Origin of the sequence: Bacteroides muris (ex Fokt et al. 2023) (assembly GCF_024704895.1) — a bacterium.
In the GTDB taxonomy this organism is placed as follows: domain Bacteria; phylum Bacteroidota; class Bacteroidia; order Bacteroidales; family Bacteroidaceae; genus Bacteroides; species Bacteroides muris.
Window position 1 is genome coordinate 65,551 of record NZ_JAMZEE010000005.1, and the last position, 22,258, is coordinate 87,808.

At 45.9% G+C, this 22,258-nt stretch carries 23 protein-coding genes and 1 pseudogene; 14 read left to right on the forward strand and 10 right to left on the reverse strand.

Going from position 1 to position 22,258, the window contains the following annotated elements; genetic code table 11:
* Positions 1 to 290 precede the first annotated feature (290 nt).
* The 3 genes from M1B78_RS03370 (at position 291) to M1B78_RS03380 (ending at position 3,674) form a co-directional block, all read left to right on the forward strand.
* Positions 291 to 2,480, forward strand: a complete 2,190-nt coding sequence (locus tag M1B78_RS03370; protein WP_257939893.1) for a glutamine synthetase III — start codon at positions 291 to 293, stop codon at positions 2,478 to 2,480.
* Positions 2,481 to 2,695: 215 nt separating this feature from the next.
* The gene (locus M1B78_RS03375) at positions 2,696 to 3,397 is read left to right on the forward strand and encodes a Crp/Fnr family transcriptional regulator (RefSeq protein WP_136010490.1); all 702 of its coding nucleotides are present in this window, start codon (positions 2,696 to 2,698) and stop codon (positions 3,395 to 3,397) included.
* Positions 3,398 to 3,419: 22 nt separating this feature from the next.
* Positions 3,420 to 3,674, forward strand: coding sequence for a glycoside hydrolase family 20 zincin-like fold domain-containing protein (locus tag M1B78_RS03380; protein WP_257931668.1), 255 nt, complete (start codon positions 3,420 to 3,422; stop codon positions 3,672 to 3,674).
* Positions 3,675 to 3,806: 132 nt separating this feature from the next.
* Here M1B78_RS03380 and trxB read toward each other — a convergent pair whose 3' ends face one another.
* The 4 genes from trxB to M1B78_RS03400 form a co-directional block, all read right to left on the reverse strand.
* Positions 3,807 to 4,754, reverse strand: a complete 948-nt coding sequence (gene trxB / locus M1B78_RS03385) for a thioredoxin-disulfide reductase (protein WP_136010498.1) — start codon at positions 4,752 to 4,754, stop codon at positions 3,807 to 3,809.
* Between the two features lie 33 nt (positions 4,755 to 4,787).
* The gene (locus tag M1B78_RS03390; protein WP_257939894.1) at positions 4,788 to 5,420 is read right to left on the reverse strand and encodes a LolA-like putative outer membrane lipoprotein chaperone; all 633 of its coding nucleotides are present in this window, start codon (positions 5,418 to 5,420) and stop codon (positions 4,788 to 4,790) included.
* Between the two features lie 74 nt (positions 5,421 to 5,494).
* Positions 5,495 to 7,999 (reverse strand): FtsK/SpoIIIE family DNA translocase, encoded by a 2,505-nt coding sequence (locus tag M1B78_RS03395; RefSeq protein WP_257931665.1) that lies wholly within the window; start codon positions 7,997 to 7,999, stop codon positions 5,495 to 5,497.
* Between the two features lie 700 nt (positions 8,000 to 8,699).
* Complete coding sequence (locus M1B78_RS03400; protein ID WP_257931664.1) at positions 8,700 to 8,840, reverse strand: hypothetical protein; 141 nt, start codon at positions 8,838 to 8,840, stop codon at positions 8,700 to 8,702.
* A gap of 237 nt (positions 8,841 to 9,077) precedes the next feature.
* On the opposite strand from M1B78_RS03400, the gene M1B78_RS03405 reads away from it, so the two are divergent.
* The 9 genes from M1B78_RS03405 (at position 9,078) to M1B78_RS03445 (ending at position 17,970) form a co-directional block, all read left to right on the forward strand.
* Positions 9,078 to 9,632 (forward strand): DUF5063 domain-containing protein, encoded by a 555-nt coding sequence (locus M1B78_RS03405; RefSeq protein WP_136010493.1) that lies wholly within the window; start codon positions 9,078 to 9,080, stop codon positions 9,630 to 9,632.
* A gap of 3 nt (positions 9,633 to 9,635) precedes the next feature.
* Entirely contained in the window at positions 9,636 to 10,259 is a 624-nt protein-coding gene (locus tag M1B78_RS03410; RefSeq protein WP_257931662.1) for a 3'-5' exonuclease, read from the forward strand.
* Between the two features lie 39 nt (positions 10,260 to 10,298).
* Positions 10,299 to 11,480 (forward strand): class I SAM-dependent rRNA methyltransferase, encoded by a 1,182-nt coding sequence (locus M1B78_RS03415; RefSeq protein ID WP_257939895.1) that lies wholly within the window; start codon positions 10,299 to 10,301, stop codon positions 11,478 to 11,480.
* Between the two features lie 314 nt (positions 11,481 to 11,794).
* Positions 11,795 to 13,051 (forward strand): nucleoside permease, encoded by a 1,257-nt coding sequence (locus M1B78_RS03420; protein ID WP_257939896.1) that lies wholly within the window; start codon positions 11,795 to 11,797, stop codon positions 13,049 to 13,051.
* Positions 13,052 to 13,077: 26 nt separating this feature from the next.
* Positions 13,078 to 13,662 (forward strand): bifunctional nuclease family protein, encoded by a 585-nt coding sequence (locus M1B78_RS03425; RefSeq protein ID WP_257939897.1) that lies wholly within the window; start codon positions 13,078 to 13,080, stop codon positions 13,660 to 13,662.
* Between the two features lies 1 nt (position 13,663).
* Positions 13,664 to 14,362 (forward strand): 16S rRNA (uracil(1498)-N(3))-methyltransferase, encoded by a 699-nt coding sequence (locus tag M1B78_RS03430; RefSeq protein WP_136010898.1) that lies wholly within the window; start codon positions 13,664 to 13,666, stop codon positions 14,360 to 14,362.
* 21 nt (positions 14,363 to 14,383) lie between these two features.
* Complete coding sequence (locus M1B78_RS03435; RefSeq protein WP_257939898.1) at positions 14,384 to 15,937, forward strand: DUF4836 family protein; 1,554 nt, start codon at positions 14,384 to 14,386, stop codon at positions 15,935 to 15,937.
* Positions 15,938 to 16,000: 63 nt separating this feature from the next.
* Positions 16,001 to 16,645 (forward strand): ATP-binding cassette domain-containing protein, encoded by a 645-nt coding sequence (locus M1B78_RS03440; protein WP_136010900.1) that lies wholly within the window; start codon positions 16,001 to 16,003, stop codon positions 16,643 to 16,645.
* A gap of 119 nt (positions 16,646 to 16,764) precedes the next feature.
* Positions 16,765 to 17,970 (forward strand): ABC transporter permease, encoded by a 1,206-nt coding sequence (locus M1B78_RS03445; RefSeq protein ID WP_136010903.1) that lies wholly within the window; start codon positions 16,765 to 16,767, stop codon positions 17,968 to 17,970.
* Between the two features lie 230 nt (positions 17,971 to 18,200).
* Here M1B78_RS03445 and M1B78_RS03450 read toward each other — a convergent pair.
* From M1B78_RS03450 to M1B78_RS03460, 3 genes and pseudogenes are all read right to left on the reverse strand, one after another.
* Positions 18,201 to 18,539: pseudogene (locus tag M1B78_RS03450) on the reverse strand (AraC family transcriptional regulator); the annotation flags it as partial.
* 53 nt (positions 18,540 to 18,592) lie between these two features.
* A complete protein-coding gene (locus tag M1B78_RS03455) occupies positions 18,593 to 18,760 on the reverse strand; it encodes a hypothetical protein (RefSeq protein ID WP_168354345.1) in 168 nt (55 codons plus the stop codon).
* A gap of 4 nt (positions 18,761 to 18,764) precedes the next feature.
* On the reverse strand, positions 18,765 to 19,040 hold the full coding sequence (locus M1B78_RS03460) for a putative quinol monooxygenase (protein ID WP_136010904.1): 276 nt from the start codon (positions 19,038 to 19,040) through the stop codon (positions 18,765 to 18,767).
* A 248-nt stretch (positions 19,041 to 19,288) separates the two neighbouring features.
* Here M1B78_RS03460 and M1B78_RS03465 point away from each other — a divergent pair, with 248 nt between their 5' ends.
* Positions 19,289 to 19,600, forward strand: a complete 312-nt coding sequence (locus tag M1B78_RS03465) for a hypothetical protein (protein ID WP_257939899.1) — start codon at positions 19,289 to 19,291, stop codon at positions 19,598 to 19,600.
* Positions 19,601 to 19,733: 133 nt separating this feature from the next.
* Here M1B78_RS03465 and M1B78_RS03470 read toward each other — a convergent pair whose 3' ends face one another.
* Both M1B78_RS03470 and M1B78_RS03475 read right to left on the reverse strand, forming a co-directional pair.
* Complete coding sequence (locus M1B78_RS03470; protein ID WP_257931657.1) at positions 19,734 to 20,108, reverse strand: winged helix-turn-helix transcriptional regulator; 375 nt, start codon at positions 20,106 to 20,108, stop codon at positions 19,734 to 19,736.
* 96 nt (positions 20,109 to 20,204) lie between these two features.
* On the reverse strand, positions 20,205 to 20,930 hold the full coding sequence (locus M1B78_RS03475; protein WP_257931656.1) for a TIGR02757 family protein: 726 nt from the start codon (positions 20,928 to 20,930) through the stop codon (positions 20,205 to 20,207).
* A 193-nt stretch (positions 20,931 to 21,123) separates the two neighbouring features.
* On the opposite strand from M1B78_RS03475, the gene M1B78_RS03480 reads away from it, so the two are divergent.
* On the forward strand, positions 21,124 to 21,981 hold the full coding sequence (locus tag M1B78_RS03480) for an AraC family transcriptional regulator (protein ID WP_176468872.1): 858 nt from the start codon (positions 21,124 to 21,126) through the stop codon (positions 21,979 to 21,981).
* Here M1B78_RS03480 and M1B78_RS03485 read toward each other — a convergent pair.
* Complete coding sequence (locus M1B78_RS03485) at positions 21,963 to 22,130, reverse strand: hypothetical protein (protein WP_257939900.1); 168 nt, start codon at positions 22,128 to 22,130, stop codon at positions 21,963 to 21,965. The genes M1B78_RS03480 and M1B78_RS03485 overlap by 19 nt on opposite strands.
* Positions 22,131 to 22,258: the final 128 nt, after the last annotated feature.

The window sequence follows — 22,258 nt, forward strand, 5'->3', positions numbered from 1 at the left end:
CTTCGTTAGGAGTTAAAGAAATCAGAGCAGGTGCGAAGAATCATAAAATCGGCACCATGTATACCGAGTTGTAGGCATTACTAATCGTAATACACGAAGGTTACTGATTGAAACATGAGACGAACACAATCTTCGAGCTATTCTTTTCACACAAGCTGGTTTTCTTTTTTTTGAAGGGGTACATTCTCAAAAAAACACTAATATTTCCAACAACACCCCCCCAAAAAGAGGGGGTGTTTCAAAAAAACATGTATTTTTGCGCCAAACAACCAATAAAAGGAAAGACTTATATGTCAAAAATGCGATTTTTTGCTCTTCAAGAACTTGCCAATCGGCAACCTCTTGAAGTAACTACCCCTTCAAACAAACTGTCCGACTACTACGGCAGCCATGTCTTCAATCGTAAAAAAATGCAGGAATACCTGCCCCGTGAAGCCTACAAAGCCGTGACCGACGCCATCGAAAAGGGTATCCCCATCAACCGCGAAATGGCAGACCTGATTGCCAACGGCATGAAAAGTTGGGCAAAGTCCCTCAACGTCACCCACTACACGCACTGGTTCCAACCTCTGACAGACGGAACAGCCGAAAAGCATGACGGCTTCATCGAATTCGGCGAAGGAACAGAAGTAATTGAACGTTTTTCCGGCAAACTGCTCATCCAGCAGGAACCGGATGCCTCCTCTTTCCCCAACGGAGGTATCAGAAACACATTCGAGGCACGTGGATATACGGCTTGGGACGTTTCTTCACCCGCTTTTGTGGTAGATACCACGCTCTGTATCCCCACCATCTTCATCTCTTATACCGGCGAAGCACTCGACTATAAGACTCCATTGCTCAAAGCCTTGGCAGCCGTAGACAAGGCAGCGACAGACGTATGCCAACTGTTCGACAAGAATATCACACGTGTCTTCACCAATTTAGGTTGGGAACAAGAGTATTTCCTCGTCGACTCGGCACTGTACAATGCCCGCCCAGACCTTTGCTTGACCGGACGCACCCTGATGGGACACTCTTCGGCTAAAGACCAACAACTGGAGGACCACTATTTTGGCTCCATCCCGCCACGCGTCACAGCCTTCATGAAAGAACTGGAAATAGAATGTCACAAACTGGGTATCCCGGTCAAGACACGCCATAACGAAGTAGCTCCCAACCAATTTGAACTGGCGCCTATCTTTGAGAACGCCAACCTTGCCAACGACCACAACCAGCTTGTGATGGATTTGATGAAACGCATTGCCCGCAAGCATCACTTTGCCGTACTGCTTCACGAGAAACCCTACAACGGCGTGAACGGCTCGGGCAAGCACAACAACTGGTCGCTTTGCACCGATACGGGTATCAACCTATTTGCACCAGGCAAGAATCCGAAAGGTAACATGCTGTTCCTCACCTTTCTGGTAAACGTACTGATGATGGTATACAAAAACCAAAACCTGCTACGTGCCTCCATCATGAGTGCCGGAAACAGCCATCGTCTGGGAGCCAACGAAGCACCGCCCGCCATTCTGTCCATCTTCCTAGGCAAACAGCTTTCTTCCATCCTCGACGAAATAGCCCGCCAGATAAGTAATAGCAAGATGACATCGGAAGAGAAAACGACATTGAAATTGGGCATCGGACGTATTCCTGAAATATTACTGGATACCACCGACCGTAACCGTACCTCCCCATTCGCCTTCACCGGCAACCGCTTTGAATTCCGTGCCGCAGGTTCATCCGCCAACTGTGCCGCTGCCATGATTGCCATCAATGCAGCTATGGCAAACCAGTTGAACGAATTCAAAGTCTCCGTCGACAAACTGATGGAAGAGGGAGTCGGCAAGGATGAAGCCATCTTCCGCATTATGAAAGAGACCATCATCGCCTCCGAGCCTATCCGCTTTGAAGGTGACGGCTACTCCGAACAATGGAAGCAGGAAGCCGCCCGCCGCGGGCTGACCAATATCTGCCACGTTCCTGAAGCCCTGATGCACTACATGGACAACCAATCACGCTCCGTCCTCATCGGTGAACGTATCTTCAACGAAACGGAGCTTGCCTGCCGTCTGGAAGTGGAATTGGAGAAATACACCATGAAAGTACAGATAGAAAGCCGCGTACTAGGCGATCTTGCCATCAACCACATTGTGCCGACTGCCGTTATCTACCAAAACCGCCTGTTGGAAAATCTCCGTGGCCTGCGCGAGGCCTTCTCTCCCGAAGAATACGAAGTCCTCAGCGCCGACCGGAAAGAACTTGTACGCGAAATATCCAAGCGCGTAACCGCCATCAAGGTGCAAGTACGCGAAATGACCGAAGCCCGCAAAGTAGCCAACCACATGGATAATTACAAAGACAAGGCTTTCGCTTACGAAGAAACCGTACGCCCTTATCTAGAAAGCATCCGTGACCACATCGACCACCTAGAGATGGAAATTGATGATGAAATCTGGCCACTTCCGAAGTATAGGGAGCTGTTGTTCACGAAGTAAAAGGGGATTTACAATTTGACGATTTACGATTGAAGTTACTTCCGTAAACATAAACTTACTTGTTAATGAGCAGTTGTTTAACAATACAAACTTCAATCGTAAATCCCCTAAATTCTCCTTTATCTCCCTCCCTACGACATCTTTTTGTCATATTTGTGCAATATTTAATTTTTTCTTTTTACATTTGTGCTGTATAACACAGTTTTGCAGCAGTTATGGTAAAAGTAAACTTATCTGATATTAATGTTCCGGAGTTGATTGCAGATATATGGTCTCCCCTGAATGACGAACAACGGGAGTTCCTCGCCAACCACTTCACACTCCAGAACTACAAAAAGAACGAAGTCATCCATTGCGAAGGCGAGACCCCTACATACTTGATGTGTCTGCTGAGTGGAAAGGTAAAAATCTATAAAGACGGAGTCGGCGGAAGAAGCCAGATTATCCGTATGATTAAACCTGTAGAATATTTCGGTTATCGCCCATATTTTGCAAAAACAGACTATGTCACGGCAGCATCCGCATTCGAGCCGTCTCTTGTTTGCCAGATACCTATGACTGCTTTAATGACTCTGCTCACACAAAACAATGATCTTGCCATGTTCTTCATCAAACAATTGTCCGTTGATTTGGGCATTGCCGATGAACGTACCGTGAACCTGACTCAGAAACACATCCGCGGAAGGTTGGCAGAATCCTTGCTGTTCCTCAAAGAAAGTTATGGTCTGGAAGAAGACGGTTCCACCTTGAGTATCTATCTCTCACGTGAAGACTTGGCAAATTTGTCAAACATGACCACTTCCAACGCTATACGTACTTTGTCACAGTTTGCCACAGAACGATTAATCACCATCGACGGACGTAAAATCAAAATCATAGACGAAGAGAAGCTGAAGAAAATCAGCAAAATCGGATAACAATTGATACCCCACACGTTAATTGTATCTTCATCCTCCCCCCTTTATTACCTTAACACGTATCAGAATATTTCCGGCATATCCTTACGCATCGGCAGTCCAGAAAATACCAGTTCTATCCATCACCACCACAAAAGGTATGTCCAAAGAAGAATACAAACTCTCTGCACTGCCAGTGGCATTGGTTACTTCACAACCCAACGGTTTCTACTACGGCATCCAGACCATTTGTCAGCTTTTACCACCTGCCATATTTGGTAAAAGATACACCGGATGAAATAATCCCATCGGATATGTACATAAATGAGACAGAAGTGTATTAGAAGATTTAAAATCAGGGATTAAGATTATCTGACACCTATATAATAGCTACTCAAAACCAGCTCTTAATCCCTAACAATCTCTAATCTTAAATCAGTCCTCTTGCTGAAAGATACCTTTCTGCCTCAATTGCCGCCTGACAACCTGTTCCAGCAGCTGTAATGGCCTGACGATAATGAGAATCGGCCACATCTCCGGCAGCAAAAACTCCCGGCACTTTCGTACGCGGTGTTCCCGGCTCGGTAACGATGTAACCTACTTCGTCCGTATCTATATAAGGCTTGAAAATGTCCGAGTTAGGATTATGACCGATAGCCAGGAAAAAACCGTCAATAGCTACATCATAGCGTTTCTCATCCGGCTCCCCCATACGCTGTACCAAGTGTACGCCTTCCACACCGTTCTCTCCAAACAGGCCTACAGCGTTATGTTCAAACAGTACTTCAATCTTGTCATGCTTCATCACACGCTCCTGCATAATCTTGGACGCGCGCAGATAAGGTTTGCGGACTATCAGATAAACCTTGGCAGCCAATCCAGCAAGGTAAACAGCTTCCTCGCAGGCAGTATCTCCACCACCTACAACAGCTACCGTTTTCTTGCGGTAGAAGAAACCGTCACAAGTGGCGCAAGCGCTGACACCCATTCCTGCATATTTCTTTTCGTCCTCCAACCCTAGATACTTGGCGGTGGCACCCGTAGCGATAATCAGTGTTTCTGTTTCAATTACTTTTTCATCATCAATCGTAATCTTGTAAGGTGCTTCAGTAAGGTCGGCGGCAGTAGCCACTCCATAGCGCAAATCTGCACCGAAACGTTCCGCCTGCTTCCGCAAGTCTTCCATCAGCTCAGGACCACCGATACCCTGGGGATAACCGGGAAAGTTCTCCACATCAGTGGTGGTTGTTAACTGGCCACCAGGCTGCAATCCTGCATAAAGCACTGGTGAAAGATTGGCACGACCTGCATAGATAGCGGCAGTATATCCGGCGGGCCCTGAACCGATAATCAGACATTTTACTTTTTCTGTTTCCATCATTATTTTATTTACTATTTGACTATTTACTATTTATCGCAGGTCAATTACCTCAGCAGCAGGGTATGCCTTTTTATCAAACACGAAAAGGGTATCCGGATAATCCTCCCCGGTCTGATAGGAATCGACAATAATAACCACTGCATCTCCCCCCCGTTGCACCATACTGACACGCTCGGGACGATACATATCTTTCGTCACATACAGAATGATGCATTGCAAGTCCTGCTTCCGCCCCGTGGCTGTCAAGACAACCTTATAGAGCGAGCTGAACCGAGGGTTGTCCACCTTCCCCAACTTCAAGTTGTAGCCTTGTTTATAAAGCGACAACAATGCATAAGGATTAACACTCTGCAACTCTTCAGCCGTAGGCTCAGAAACATTCACCTCATCGCTGGAACTAAGATAGCTCCATTGCGTATGTCCGTCAAACCACGTTGTCACTCCATCCGTTTCCAATAAGAATTTATCTCCTTTCAGACGAATAACACCGGTAGAAGAACCTTCGGGCGCTTGGGCTGTAAAAGTAATTTTGATTCCTCCTGCATTCTTGAACGCCTCAGCAGTACAGTCCAGTATATCTTTTGCATCCGGTTGCTGTGTCCAGGCAGGCAAGGCAAACGCAAGCATATATATACCCAACAATAGTTTATAGATTTTCCACATATTCATATTTTAGATTATTCATTTTAGAATATAAAGGGAATCAGCTTTTAGTCCCCTTTTCAAAAAACGCCCTCCTATTGCAGATTGTTCAGTCGCATTTCCAAGTCGTTCTCATCTATACAGAACACCTCGCGTGGCTTGCTGCCTTGCGCCGGTCCCACAATTCCCGCTTTCTCCAACTGATCCATGATACGTCCGGCACGGTTGTAACCGATAGCAAACTTACGCTGAATGAGCGATGTGGAACCTTGCTGATGGATAATAATCAGACGAGCTGCATCCTCGAACAAAGGATCAAGACGTCCCATATCCACATCCCCCAAATCACCTCCTGCATTTTCATCCACATATTCGGGCAGATAGAAAGCAGTGGGGTACCCCTGTTGGCGGGCGATGAACTTCGTAATCTCCGCCACTTCGGGGGTATCGATAAAAGCACACTGCACACGCACCGGGTCAGCTCCTTGCAGGAATAACATATCACCGCGTCCTATCAGCTGGTTGGCTCCCGGACGGTCAAGGATGGTACGCGAATCGACCATTGCCGATACACGGAAAGCGACACGTGCCGGAAAGTTGGCTTTAATCGTACCCGTAATGATGTTCGTCGTCGGTCGCTGTGTAGCGATAATCATGTGTATACCTACGGCACGCGCCAACTGAGCAATACGGGCGATGGGCAGTTCCACGTCTTTGCCGGCTGTCATAATCAAGTCACCGAACTCATCAATAACGACTACGATGTAAGGCATGAACTTATGTCCTTTTTCCGGATTCAGATGACGGCTAATAAACTTCTCATTGTACTCCTTGACATTACGCACATGAGCAGCTTTCAGCAAATCATAGCGGGTATCCATCTCCACACAAATGGAGTTCAAGGTCTGCACTACCTTCGTGACGTCTGTTATGATAGCGTCTCCTCCATCGGGCAATTTGGCAAGAAAATGATGTTCGATTACGGAGTATATACTGAATTCCACCTTCTTGGGGTCTACCAGCACAAACTTCAGCTCTGCCGGATGTTTTTTATATAATAAAGAGGTGATGATTGCATTCAATCCCACCGACTTACCCTGTCCGGTGGCACCGGCAACAAGCATGTGCGGCATCTTGCACAAATCCACCATAAACACTTCGTTGGTAATGGTCTTACCTAGTGCGACAGGCAAGTCGTAAGTAGACTCCTGGAACTTCTTGCTACCGATAATGCTCTGACCAGATACAATCTTCGGATTGGAATTGGGCACTTCGATACCAATCGTACCTTTTCCCGGAATGGGAGCAATGATACGGATGCCGAGTGCCGAAAGGCTGAGGGCAATATCATCTTCCAGACCGCGTATCTTCGAAATGCGGACACCCTGCTCGGGAGTGATTTCATACAGTGTCACCGTAGGACCTACTGTAGCCTTGATGGTGCTGATTTCTATACCAAAACTGCGCAACGTATTGATGATCTTATCCTTATTCGCATTTTGCTCTGCCATGTCAATGGTCGGGCCATTGTCATCGTAATGCTTCATCAAGTCTATTGTGGGGTAATGGTAGTTTTCCAAATCCAGACGGGGATTGTATGGTTCCTTCTCCGCACCTACATACTCCTCCTCTTCGGCCTTTTCAACCTGGAATGCCGGCTCCTTCTCTACCGGCTGTTCTCGAAGAGGTGGCATCGGCTCCGATACAGGAGTTTCAAAAGTCATAGTGACATCTTCATCGGCAAATTTGGTTGACTTCGTTCTTTCACCATTCCCGCCTAAGTCAAGGGTAATTTCATGCAACGGTTCAATCTCTTCTTTCTCCGTGGCAGCATCCTCCTCCTTCTCAAATTCTTTTTCCGCCTCTACAACTTCCGAAGCCGGAGCACTCGTGTGTTCCTTTGCACCCCAAGAGGTCTTGAACTCTTCCGGCGTTTCACCCGGCGCGCTTTCAGCCTTTTCTTTCCGCTTCAAGAAGCTGAGGCTGAACAATCTGCGCAACCAGATTATAGTACGCGTACTCAAATAAATCAAGAAGCAGATGGCAGTCACTAACAGTAGCAGCCAGACTCCCGGTGCACCGACTTGAGACACAAGCCAATTGCTGACATTATATCCGTGCATACCGCCCAGATAGAGGAAAGAGTCCTTGTACAGGTCTACAAATACAAAACCGAAAAATACCGAGAACCACACCAGCATCAACGAACAGCCGACGAACCACTTCCACAAGCGCACCACACGCACCCGCATCAACTTCAGCCCCGCCACAGCCAAGAACACAAGAATCAAAAAAGACGATACACCAAAACAATCATTTATCAGATAGCTGGCCAACTGTGCACCGCGGCTACCGGCGTAGTTCTTCACCCCATTGTTTGTGGAAATCAGCTCCTGTGCACTGCCTCCGTCAATGATGCTCTGGTCTGCCGCCCCTGTGAAAAAGAACGACGTGAAAGCAAGCAACAAATAAACCGAAAAAATTACAAGTACCAAACCTATAACAAAATGAACGGTTTCACTTTTTAATAACGTTGACACTTTCTCGAAAAATGAGAGTGACAGTTCCGTATCTTTAGTTGTTGAATTTTTCTTTGCCATATTTTTTAGATAACTATTGAGAATCGATTGCAAAAATAATAAAAACTATCCTTCTGCCGCGTTGTTTTCATGCTTTAATTTCTCTCATGCCGGTTATGGGCATTCCTAATCTGCAACTGTAGTTTTATCGTATGTTTTACTTACATACTTGCATAAAATGACATAGTACACTAATTTACAGCAGATTGCGCCACGAAAGCAGGCCTCATGCAAGCATGCAGGCAGATTTTGCTTACATGACGCAATCCGTGCATGCCCTATACACATCAATCTACTCTTTTCCCTTCAAAAAGTAAATCGGCTGTTTATGCAACCCTTTGTTCACCAACACATTCTACTCACAAAGACGACAAATCTGCCGCATTACAGTCGTGCGGGTCATGCCGCAAATCAATTCTGCATAGCACACGTCAGTTGGATAACTCTTGCCTTCGACTAAACATGTAATCGTATACTTCGACATTGTCACAGCCACTACAAGTTCATCATATAGATAAGAGACAAATCACAAGATATAGAAATTCTCATCTAGATGGTAAATATGTTGAAATTCCCGACCTTACTGCTATAGCCTGCCGACCTTGGCCCCGGTAACCATCATATAAAGATACGCATTGACAATTCACCCAGCTTTGTACCAGCCGAAATCCAAAGCTCACACGCCTAAACTGACGGCACACTAATCAACAGGAACAACAATCTAGGCAACTTCTATATCGAAGCACCCCCACACGCCTATCTCAAACAGGTACAAGTCTACCCTACCCGACCAGACAACCATTGCCTGAATGACTTCTTGCAGAACGAAGCCTATATGCCCCTTGACTACATGAACAATCATCCCTCATTCACCATATCAAGACTGGGCAACGAGTTGGGTGACGACGTTGACCTGATGCGTAATTGGCTGTATGAATTCAGTTTGCCTATGTCGATACCCCAAAGGGAGGTACCTTGAATAACAGCTGCCGGAAGACAAGAGGAACAGAATATCATGTAGTGAAAAAAGAATAATCCTGCCAATTAATTTGCTTCTACTTTCGGTTTGCGCTATCTTTGCGTTTCAAATCAAGAAGATATGAAAAAAGAAAGCCAAGTGATATTCGATCGGAATGTTGTAGAGTTTGTGACCGTAGCCGCCGAGTTTTGCAAGTTTCTGGAACAAGCGGAAGGGGTGAAACGCTCTACATTCGTCGATACATCCTTAAAAATACTTCCGCTGCTCTACCTGAAGGCCTCCATGCTGCCCGAGTGCGAAACCATAGGAGATGAGGCACCGGAAACATTCGTCACTGAAGAGACCTATGAGGTACTCCGCATGAACCTCGCCAATATTCTGGCCGAGAAAGACGACTATCTGGACGTGTTCGTATCTGACATGAAGTATAGTGACCAGCCCATCACCAGGAACATTTCCGAAGATTTGGCCGATATATATCAGGACATCAAAGACTTCATCTTCGTATTCCAACTGGGTTTCAACGAGACGATGAACGATTCGCTTGCCATCTGCCAGGAAAACTTCCGCCTCCATTGGGGACAAAAACTTGTCAACACCCTGCGTGCCCTGCACGAGGTGAAGTATGCGCAAGATGAGGATGAAGAGGAAGAAACCGCCGACTTTGAATATTAAATTATGGTTATCAAAAGAACAATAGATAAAGAAACGGTGAAAGATTTGCCCAAAGCCGCCTTTCCGGGACAAATACATGTCGTACAAACACCCTGGGAAGCGGAAAAAGCGGTCTCTTATCTGAAGTCCTGCCCGCTACTGGGCATAGACAGTGAGACCCGCCCATCGTTCACAAAAGGTCATGTCCACAAGGTAGCCCTGCTACAAATTTCTTCAGAAGAGCATTGCTTTCTGTTTCGCCTCAATCTCACGGGACTGACGTTACCGGTCATCACATTGCTTGAAAACCCAAGTGTAACGAAAGTAGGCCTTTCCTTGCGGGATGACTTCATGATGCTGCACAAGCGGGCGCCTTTTGAACAGCGTGCCTGCATTGAATTACAAGAATATGTCCGTACTTTTGGTATCCAGGATAAAAGCCTGCAAAAGATATATGCCATCCTTTTCGGGGAAAAGATTTCGAAAAGCCAGCGCCTTTCCAATTGGGAAGCCGAAAACCTGACCGAACCGCAGAAACTGTATGCAGCCACCGATGCCTGGGCATGTCTCAACATCTACAACAAACTGCAAGAACTGAAACAGACAGGAGATTTTGAAATAGAAACCAATAATAATGTGGTAATGTGATGCACATTATCACATTACCACATTAATCACATTATATATATGTACAAAGTATACCTTAAACCCAATAAAGAGGAGTCATTAAAGCGTTTTCACCCGTGGGTGTTTTCCGGCGCCATCGCACATTTCGACGGAGAGCCCGAAGAAGGGGAAGTTGTTGAAATCTACACGTCCAAAAAGGAATTCATAGCCAAAGGGCATTTTCAGATTGGCAGTATCGCCGTACGCATACTGACCTTCTGTCAAGAAGAAGAAATCAATGCGGACTTCTGGAAACGTAAACTCAGCATAGCATACGACATGCGCCGCAGTATCGGCATAGCCGGAAACCCGACAAACAACACCTATCGCCTGGTGCACGGGGAGGGAGACAACCTGCCGGGGCTGGTTATCGACATTTATGCCCGTACTGCAGTGATGCAGGCACATTCTGCCGGCATGCACCTCGACCGCATGGCCATTGCCGATGCCCTTACCGAAGTGATGGGCAACCAGATAGACAATATCTATTACAAATCGGAAACGACCCTTCCCTTCAAAGCCGACCTCTATCCGGAGAACGGTTTCTTGAAAGGCGGCAGCACAGACAATGTAGCCATGGAGTACGGTCTGAAGTTCCACATCGACTGGTTGAAAGGCCAAAAGACCGGTTTCTTTGTAGACCAACGCGAGAACCGTTCGCTACTGGAACGTCATGCCAAAGACCGCAGCGTACTGAATATGTTCTGCTATACCGGCGGCTTCTCCGTATATGCCATGCGCGGAGACGCCAAACTGGTGCATTCCGTGGACAGTTCCGCCAAAGCCATCGACCTGACCAACAAGAATATAGAGCTGAATTTCCCGGGTGACACCCGCCATGCCGCATACGCAGAAGATGCCTTCAAGTACCTTGACCGCATGGGCGACCAATACGACCTGATAGTTCTTGACCCTCCTGCTTTTGCCAAGCACCGCGATGCTCTGCGCAATGCCCTGCAAGGCTACCGCAAACTGAACGTCAAGGCTTTCGAGAAAATCAAGCCCGGCGGCATCCTCTTCACATTCTCGTGCTCACAAGCCGTCAGCAAAGAAAACTTCCGTACGGCTGTGTTTACAGCCGCTGCCATGTCCGGCCGCAGCGTACGCATCCTGCACCAACTGACGCAACCTGCCGACCATCCGGTCAGTATCTATCATCCGGAAGGGGAATACCTGAAAGGACTGGTTCTATATGTAGAATAGAGGAAAAAGCAGGCTAACAGAGCCTACTTTTCTTAAATAGAGTTAATAAAAAGCAGAAATACACCAAAATAGCATGTTATATAACATAAACCGTGTATATTTGCACTGTGTTTTTCATGGTATTAGATTTAAGGTTAATAAAGATTGGGTGTCTGGGATAGATACCCTTCTTTTTTTATAATACATTCCTTACCAAAATCCATCCCTCATTAATCTCTTTCATTGAAGAAAAAGCCGTACAGAGCTTGTTTTTCTCCCCGCCTCATTGTACATTTGCATCTATTACATAATTTAAAATATAAAAAGCTAATATTATGAGCATCAAATTCCGACTCACTGCCATGCAATTCCTGCAATTCTTTGTCTGGGGAGCATGGCTGATTTCATTAGGTGGTTACATGGGCGGTACGTTACATTTTGAAGGCGGACAAATCGGAGCAATCTTTGCAACCATGGGCATCGCCTCACTAATAATGCCCGGCCTGACCGGTATCGTTGCTGACAAATGGATAAATGCCGAACGCCTTTATGGTATACTACACCTGGTTGGCGCCGGTGCCCTGATTTATGCTTCAACTGCCACTACGTACAACCACATGTACTGGGCCATGCTACTCAACATGCTTGTTTATATGCCCACGTTATCCTTGGCCAACACTGTATCCTACAATGCACTGGAAAGATATAAAATGGACTTGGTGAAAGACTTCCCCCCCATCCGTGTATGGGGAACAGTAGGTTTTATCTGTGCCATGTGGGCTGTGGACCTCACCGGATTCAAGGCGAGTGCGGCACAACTCTATGTGGCAGCCATATCGGCAGCTGCGCTGGGGCTTTACGCCTTCACCCTTCCTGCCTGCCCCCCCATGCGCTGCGAAGGAAAAACAATGCTCTCCGCTTTCGGGCTGGATGCACTGGTGCTGTTCAAGCGCAAGAAGATGGCTATTTTCTTCTTGTTCTCCATGCTGCTGGGAGCCGCTCTTCAAATAACAAACACATACGGTGACCTTTTTCTGGGTTCATTTGCTTCCATACCCGAATATGCGGATTCATTCGGTGTAAAACACTCCGTCATCCTACTTTCCATCTCGCAAATGAGTGAGACGCTGTTTATCCTTGCCATCCCATTCTTCCTGAAACATTTCGGAATCAAACGCGTTATGTTAATAAGCATGTTTGCATGGGTATTCCGTTTCGGACTTTTTGCCCTCGGAGACCCGGGAAGCGGACTATGGATGCTCGTTCTTTCGATGATTGTCTATGGTATGGCATTTGACTTTTTCAATGTATCGGGCTCACTGTTTACAGAAATGGAGGCACATCCCAGTATCCGCGCTAGCGCACAAGGTTTGTTCTTTATGATGACAAACGGTGTGGGAGCCATCATCGGAGGCTATGCCAGCGGAGCCGTGGTGGATGCCTTCTCGGTATATGCCGAAGGCGGAGGACTGGTAAGCCGCGACTGGACACCGGTATGGTTTATCTTTGCAGGATATGCCTTAGTCATAGGTTTGTTGTTTGGAATGGTGTTCCGCTATAAACATAATCCGGAAAAAATAGAGAAAAACTGATTGAGAGTCAGGTTGATTTAATAGGTATGAATAAGAAAAAGATAGAACTACAAGTGCTGAATATTTCCAACAGCCAAGCGCAAGCGGGTGCATACGCACTGGTATTGGGCGAGGTGGACGGTAAACGCCAGCTACCGATTATCATAGGTGCTACCGAAGCGCAAGCTATGATCATTGAGATGAAAGGTATCGTACCACCCCGTCCGTTGACCCATAACCTATTCGCCTCCGTTCTTGAAGTGCTGGGCGTAAAACTGATGCGCATTCTTATCTATAAAGTAGACAACGGAATATTCTACTCTTACCTTTATATGAAAACCGAAGAAACCATTCTCCGGATTGATGCGCGTACCAGCGACGCCGTTGCCTTGGCATTACGCATGAATGCTCCTATCTTTATCTACGAAGACATCCTTGAAGCAGAATGTCTGAAAATCGTCGAAGGTTCCACCGACCCGACAAAAGACAGCGAACCGGACAAAGATGAACTGTTGCAGGAAGACTCGATAGACATACTGAAAACAGCCCTGCAAAAAGCAGTCGATGAAGAAGACTATGAACGTGCCGCACGGCTAAGAGACCAGATTAATCAACTCAAAAACAATTTGTAATATGCACGTATTCTATACTCCCGACATACAGGTCTACGCAGAGCTGCCCGAAGAGGAAGCCGCACACGCCATACGCGTCTTGCGCTTGCAGGCTGGAGACGAAATCATGCTGACAGATGGAAAAGGCTGCTTTTATCGTGCCGAAATCAGTACGGCTACCAACAAGCGCTGTCTGGTAAATATTCTGGAAACCCTTCCGCAAGCCCCCTTATGGAAAGGTCATCTGCACATTGCCATGGCGCCCACCAAGAACATGGACCGTACAGAGTGGTTTGCCGAGAAAGCCACGGAAATAGGTTTTGACGAACTGACATTCCTGAACTGCCGTTTCTCGGAACGAAAAGTCATCAAGACGGAGCGCATCTCCAAAATATTGGTTTCTGCTATCAAACAGTCGCTCAAAGCCCGTCTGCCTCAACTGAATGAGATGACAGACTTCAACAAATTCATCACACAGCCCTTTTCGGGTCAGAAATTCATCGCACACTGTTATGAAGGTAAGAAACAACTTTTGAAAGACATCGTACATTCTGGGGAAGATGCGCTGGTACTAATCGGTCCCGAAGGAGACTTCAGTGAAGAGGAAGTCCGGAAGGCAGAAGAAAACGGATTTATCTCCATCAGCTTGGGAAAATCAAGGCTACGCACGGAGACAGCGGCACTTGTTGCCTGCCATATTCTTAATTTACAAAATCAATGATACTCACCAAAACAAAACTATATGAAGAAAAATCTATTCTTACACTTCTCGCTACTGACGGTACTCATTGTATCGATAAGCGCCTGTTCATCTAAAAAGCCGGAATATACCTATGTGATTCCTTCCGATGCCTCACAAGTCATCGCAATCAATTTAAAATCATTGGCAGACAAGGCTGGAGCAAAAGACAAAGAGAACAAAGAAGCTCTGCAAAAACTGACAGATGCCTTGAAAAGCGATATGAATACGGTGACTTACCAACAATTGGAAGCTATATTGAAAGACCCGACTCAATCGGGAGTGGATGTCAATGCACCAATCTATATCTTCAACGCTCCCTCATTCCCCTATACCACAATGGTGGCCAAGGTTCAGAATGAAGATGATCTGCTGAAACTTCTGGAGGTGACGGAGAAAGAACAGATAAGCAGTCCGATTGAAGAAGCAGACGGTTACAATTTTGCCCGGCTCAACAAACGTGCACTGCTTGCCTTCACTCCTACCACGGTTATGGTAGTGAACTATACCGGCACATCGCAACTGGAAAAAGTAAAAGAGGAAATTCCCGCCTTGCTGAAACAGACCAAAGAAAACAGCATAAACAACAACCCCGGTTTCAAGAAAATGCAAAAGCAGAATGGAGACATCAATATGCTCATCTCTCCTTCCAGCCTGCTGAGTGCATACGCCAATCCGTTGAACTACGGAATATCCCACAACGTCGACCTGAAAGATATGAAGATGCTGGGAAATCTCTCTTTCGAAAAAGGAAAGATTGAACTGAAAGTAGAGAGTTATACCGAGAATGCAGAACTGAAAGCACTTTTCGAGAAGCAAATCAAAAGCACCTGTCCCATCGAAAACACGTTCTTGAAATATTTCCCCAAATCTACTCTAGCACTGTTCAGTATAGGTATCAATGGAGAAGAGTTCTACAATGTGCTGCAAGAGAACGAACAGTTCCGCAACGATTTCTCCATTACCAAAGCTGCCGAAGTGAAGAACTTGTTCAGTGCCTTCCATAACGACCTGACCGTAGGTCTAATCAATGTAACCATGAACAGTAATCCTTCTTTTCTGGCCTACGCCAGCGTAAAGAACGATGCTCCCTTGAAAACCCTTTATGAAAAAAAGTCCGAACTGGGACTGAAGCGTGGCGAAGACATCGTGAAGCTGAATGAGAATGAATATGTCTATAAATCACGCGCTATCAACATATTTTTCGGCATACGCAACAAGCAGATGTACGCTACCAATGACGAACTGCTGTACAAGAATGTATGCAAGACCGTTGACCCGTCTGCCAAAGAAACGGAGTTTGCTTCCGGCCTGAAAGGCAAGCGCACAGCCTTTGTCATCAATGCTGAAGCCGTACTCGACCTGCCCGTTGTAAAAATGCTTGTTGGATTCGGCGGACAAGAGTATAGCACCTATTACTCACTGCTCGGCAATATCTCGCACCTGGAAGCCGTTGGCAACGAGGACAAGGCGACCGTCACCCTGCAACTGAAAAACAAGAATGCCAACGCACTGAAACAGATTGTGGACTTCATCAAACAGTTTACGGGCATGTAATTAAGGATTAAAAGATTGCAGTTTACTAATCCTTAATCCCTAACATTCAACATCAGATTATAAATGAATAGTATTCACCTGCGGCAAACACTACCCAAAGTGTTTGCCGACCGTGATGCCGTCAGCTCAGACGTATGGCATCGGGACATTATCTTCCACAAGGAAAAACGTTATCTTATAGAAGCCGCTTCGGGTACCGGAAAATCATCGCTTTGCAGTTATATCTACGGCTACCGCAACGATTACCAAGGAATCATCAACTTTGATGAACGTAACATCCGTTCACTCTCTGCCAATGATTGGACAGATATTCGAAAGCACTCGCTCAGCATTCTTTTTCAGGAGTTGCGCATCTTCCCCGAACTGACCGCTATCGAGAACATACAACTGAAGAACCGGCTTACCAATTTCAAAAAGAGGAAAGAAGTCCTCGCTCTTTTTGAGGCAATCGGCATTGCAGACAAGCTAAACGAAAAAGCCGGAAAGCTGTCTTTCGGCCAGCAACAAAGAGTAGCCTTTATCCGCAGCCTCTGCCAGCCTTTCGACTTCATCTTTCTGGACGAACCCATCAGCCATCTGGATGACGAGAATGGAACAATCATGAGCAGGCTACTGACAGAAGAAGCCAACCGCCAAGGAGCAGGAATCATAGTGACTTCCATCGGCAAACATCTAGAATTGGATTATGATGAAATTTATCGATTATAAACATGTTAATGTGCTAATATGCCAATGTGCCAATGACCTGCGGCGTGACAGCACAATGTAAATGCAGCGCAGCCCATTGGCATATTAGTACATTAACCACATTAGCACATTAAAATAATATGAACCGACTTGTTTGGAAACTTCTTCGCCAGCACATCAGTATCGGACAGCTGGCCGGCTTTTTCCTCGCCAATCTTTTCGGCATGATGATTGTATTGTTGAGCGTACAATTCTATCGTGACGTCCTCCCCGTCTTTACGGAAGGAGATAGTTTCATGAAGAAGGATTATATCATAGTCACCAAAAAGATAAGTGCTCTCGGCAGCTTTGCGGGGAAAAGCAACACATTCTCCGAAGAGGAGATAAAGGAGCTGAAAGCCCAACCTTTTACTAAAGGAGTAGGCGCGTTCACTCCTTCCTTGTTCAAGGTTTCTGCCGGACTCGGCATGCAGGAAGCCGGTATCCGCTTGTCGACAGAGATGTTTTTCGAGTCTGTACCCGACGGATATGTGGATGTCAGTCTGGACAAATGGCATTTTGACGAAGATAGCCGGATAATCCCCATCATCATTCCACGCAATTATCTGAACCTCTACAACTTTGGTTTTGCACAAAGCAGGAGCCTGCCGAAACTCTCCGAAGGCTTGATGAGTCTGGTACAGATGGACATCATGATGAGGGGCAACGGACGTGTGGAACAATACAAAGGCAACATTGTGGGATTCTCCAACCGGCTGAATACCATTCTCATCCCCCAATCCTTCATGGACTGGGCCAACAAGAACTTTGCACCGGAAAAAGAGGCCGAACCGTCCCGCCTTATTGTGGAAGTGAAGAATCCCACTGACACAGCCATCACAGATTATTTCCGACAGAAGAACTACGAAACCGAAGGCAACAACCTGGACGCAGGAAAGACAACCTATTTCCTACGCCTCATCACGGGCCTCGTCATGGGAGTAGGACTGTTCATCAGCATTCTGTCATTCTACATACTGATGCTGAGTATCTTCCTGCTTCTCCAAAAGAACACGGTAAAACTGGAAAACCTGCTGTTGATAGGATATAGCCCGACACGGGTAGCCACTCCTTATCATATACTGACAGTAGGGCTGAATGTACTGGTGCTGTTCCTCGCCATCGGTAGTGTGGTATGGGTACGCAGTTATTACATAGAAGTAGTCCGGAATCTCTTCCCGCAATTGGAAAGCGGGTCACTGCTTCCATGTATCCTGGCCGGCGGCCTGCTGTTTCTTGCAGTATCCATGCTGAACGTATTGGCGATACAACGGAAAGTCAGTAACCTCATCAGATTGAGAAGATAAAGCCAAGTTCGCCGGAACATGGTTCTGCCACACTGAGTACAAGTAAAAAAGTTCCTATAGATAAGTAATAAAATTCCGAAGAACAGATAGATAAGTTCCGAAGATTAGGACATTGTTTCTATCCCAAGCCTTGGGATAGACATTTCAAGTGTTGGGATAGACATCCGCAACCTTGGGACGGACATCCCAACACTTGAAACAAGCTTTATCCGATTTCCTTTTCGCCCATTCCGCCGGCCTGTGGCTATGAAATGGACTCCATTGCCATCCGTTCCTACATACAGCATATTTTTGCCGTCGCTGGAAAGGGAAGAGATGATGTTACACCCCACCTCCACAAAATACTCAAATTCTCCGGAACGGGTGATATTGTTAAAAGCACACACATGCTTGCCGTCTTTTACATTATGATAGGATTTCACTTTTCTGTCAGACAATCGTAACGAATACAGTCCCTTCCCGGTTGCCATCCATAGCATTCCCTGCTCATCCAATGAAAGTCCGGTGACAACATTCGAAGCAGAAAGGGCATTTTTATCCAGTAATATTTACTCCAAGTTTCCTTTCTTTGATACCGGTGCCGGAAAACAAGAGTTCACACGGAAAGCATGGTTGCTCTTCATTACCGGATAACTCGATATACCGTACTCCCATAATAATCTGCGACGGAAGCTCTACTTTTATAATCCATAAACGTATATTGCCCTGCCGGCATCAGCACAATCTCGGCAATTCCGATGTCATAGAAATCAAGAGACTTGTCGGCTTTGGGTGCCTCTTCGGTGTGCACAGATTTAGAACTCGAATTTTTCCAACTTCATGGCAGCCAGTTTCTGTATTTTAGGCACCAAAGTCACAAAATGATCTGCTTTTTCATGGGCAGACAATGACTCTGCATCTTTCCATGTTTCACAAATCATAAGAACATCGCTGCGAGTTGCACTCTCAAACACATCGTAAGCAATGCATCCATTGTCCTTTAAGGAATATGCGACCAGTTCTTTGGCAGATTCCAATACTGCGGCACGGTTCTCCGCACTTACCTGAATAAAAACATTTAATCTAATCATACTTATATAAATTTTAAGTGTACTGCAAATGTAAACAGAATAAACCAAAACTGTGCAATTATTCCTCAAACATGTGGTCTCGTTTCCACACCTTTCCACACTCACAATAAATTAGCAAGTTTACAATTAAATCCTATCACACTGCATTACAACCACATACATCAAAACACATTTTTCTGGCATCCCCTTTGCATCATTCTTAGTATCAGAGATAACAAAATAATATATTCACCTAAAACTTAACGATTATGAAAAAAGTATTAGTAGCATTAGCAATGATTCTGGGAATAGGCAGTTCTGTAGCATTCGCACAAGAAGCAAATGATTCTACTGTGGCAGTAGCCCAAGTTCCGCAGGATGATTTTGTAAAACTGAATCCGGCAGAGTTGCCGCAAGCCGTCATGCAGACGTTGACCAAAGAGCACCCGGAAACTTTGGTAAAAGAAGCCTACGTAAAGGGAAAAGACGAAGCCAAGGTTTACAAAGTAATTATTGCTGCCCAGGACGGAACGGAAACCACAGTTGTTTTAAACGAAAAAGGTGAAGCCGTAAAGGAATAAACTTATATCGGTAGCAAAAAGTTTCTTCATTACAGACTACACAGATTTTCACGGATCATTTTATTGAAGAAACAAGTATTTAAAATTAGTTCTGTGTCAATCTGTGTAATCCTGTGGTGAAAAGACTTTTGGTTCAATCTTTTTCTGTATCAAACACTCTGTCTTGCAAACTGCGCCTACTCAGAATATCGTCCATGTGCTTCAATGCCCATCCCACCAAAGATTCGATATGCGGCATCAGGCTACATCCGGTTTCCGTAAGATTATATTCCACGCGGGGAGGAACTTCCGCATAGACTTTCCTGACAATCAGTCCGTCCGTCTCCAATGAGCGCAATGTGACTGTCAGCATCCGTTGAGAAATATCCCCTATGGTTTTCTGTATATCGCAAAAGCGCATCGTTCCATTCGCTTTCAGTGTGACCAACACAAGCATTGTCCATTTGTCTCCCAACCTGCTCAGTACATCCCGTACCGGACAAGCATCCATACGATGAAAATTTTCCATTCCTTCATTTTACCAATCAGTTCAACCTCGGCAATGGCGGCTCTATGCTTAGAGTCCGGCATTGCACCACAAAAGTAATAAACTTACTCAAAAGAACTATCGTTTCATACGATAATTAATACTCCCGCTGACTCCGCTTCCAAACAAAGCAAAGTCCCCCAGACACGGATCATCCGGAAAAACCTCCGCCAGAGCTTCAGTAATCCGACGGGCATTCTTCAAAGAAAATGTTTCCGTCTCGGTGAGTCCCAAGACGTATGCCACGCGGCAGACATGTGTGTCCAAAGGCACAATCAGGTCCCTGCAATCAAACCTCTCCCAAATACCAAAATCCACTTCCGGACCTTTCCTTATCATCCAGCGCAAAAACATGTTCAGTTTCTTCTGGGGACTCTTTGCCGAGACTTCCAGAAATGCACATAACCTTTCCATTGGATTACCGGCATACGTACATAAAGCATCCTCCAGACTGTCAAAAGCAGAATAGGCAGCATGCAAGCGCCTGAAATAGGAATGAAAGTCGGCATAAGAAAGCATCCGGTAAAAACTGCTTCTATCCGCAGCAGAAAAGTCGTTCTTCCATTGGCAGGACAACACGTATTGATGAGGCGATGCCCCCATCAACCTATGCAACTCATCAGCCTTTTTCAATATCTGTTTACGGTTGCCGAAACTCATGATGGCAGTCAGCAACCCGCTGATTTCAATATCCTGCTTCCGTTCATAGCGATGTGGAAACTGTACGGGGTCGTTCTGAATGAAGCCGGCGCAATGATAGGCCGCCGCCCACTCCCAAAGTTGTCTTTTAATCTCCTCGGTCATCTGCAAGCATTTGTTTTTTCATCTGAAATGCAAAGATATTGCAAATCGAATGCAAAACTTTCATGCTTGCACGAAAAAGTTGTGCCGGGATATAGCCTATCTTATTTAAAGATATTGCATTTATAGCAACATCGGACAAGTAACCTATTTCTTTTCCTCCTATTTTTGCAACATGAAAAAGCCCAATAGAGCCATGCAGCAGAAAAAGACAACCCAGGAGGAATACCAAAAGTGTGTGAACGCAGTAGTGGATTATATAAATCTGCACCTCGGAGAAGAAATTGACCTGAAATCTTTGGCCAGGATTTCCCATTTCTCTCCCTTCTACTTCCACCGCATCATGAAAGCTTTCCTGGGTGAACCCGTCGGTACGTTCATTGTCCGGACGCGTACCGAAGCCGCTGCCCGGTTGCTTCGTTACTCGGACATGCCGATAGCGGACATAGCCTACCGTATAGGCTACTCTTCGCCCTCGTCACTGTCAAAAGTATTCAAGCAGTTCTATGGCATTTCACCATTAGAGTATCGTAACAATAAAAACTTTGTAATTATGAAACCAGCCATTATTCGTCCGGAACTGGAACTGAAACACGAAATCAAAGAAGTTCCTGCCCGCAATGTGATTTACATCCGCCTCTTTGGCGACTATAAACTGAACGACTATTGCAGCGCATGGATGCGCCTTTGCCAGTTCATCCAAGAAGAAAAACTGCCTATGGGAGAAGTGATGCCCTACTGTATCTATCACGATGACCCCAAAGTGACACCCGCCGAAAAGCTGCGTACCGATGTATGTATGGTCCTGCCCTCATTTGCAACGGCCAAAGGAGACATAGGATTTAAACAGCTCGCGGCAGGCCGCTATGCCATATTCCTATACAAAGGTCCATACGAACATCTGCAGGCCGTATACGATACCATCTACGGGAAGTATATCCCCGAAATGGAATGTAACTTACGGGATGAGTCCAGTGCGGAACGTTACCTGAACAACCCCGCAGATACGGCGCCGGAGGAACTGTTGACAGAAATTTATATTCCGGTAGAATAGGCAAACTGTTCTGCCGGTGCCATCAGGCTTTCTCCCCGGAAGAGTTTAGGAGCCGGACAGCGAACAAGTATTCGTTCCGCCATGGAGTAAAAATCGTTCCACCGTGGTGGAACGATTTTTACTCCATGGCGGAACGGTTTTTGTCTCATGATGGAACGAATAAATATAAGCTCTGATAGCCGTAGCTATCGGTTTCTTGATATTCAATGAAAGCTTCACACCAATCAATGCCATCGGCATGGCGCTGACAACAACGGTTGTTACAGTCGTGGTGATA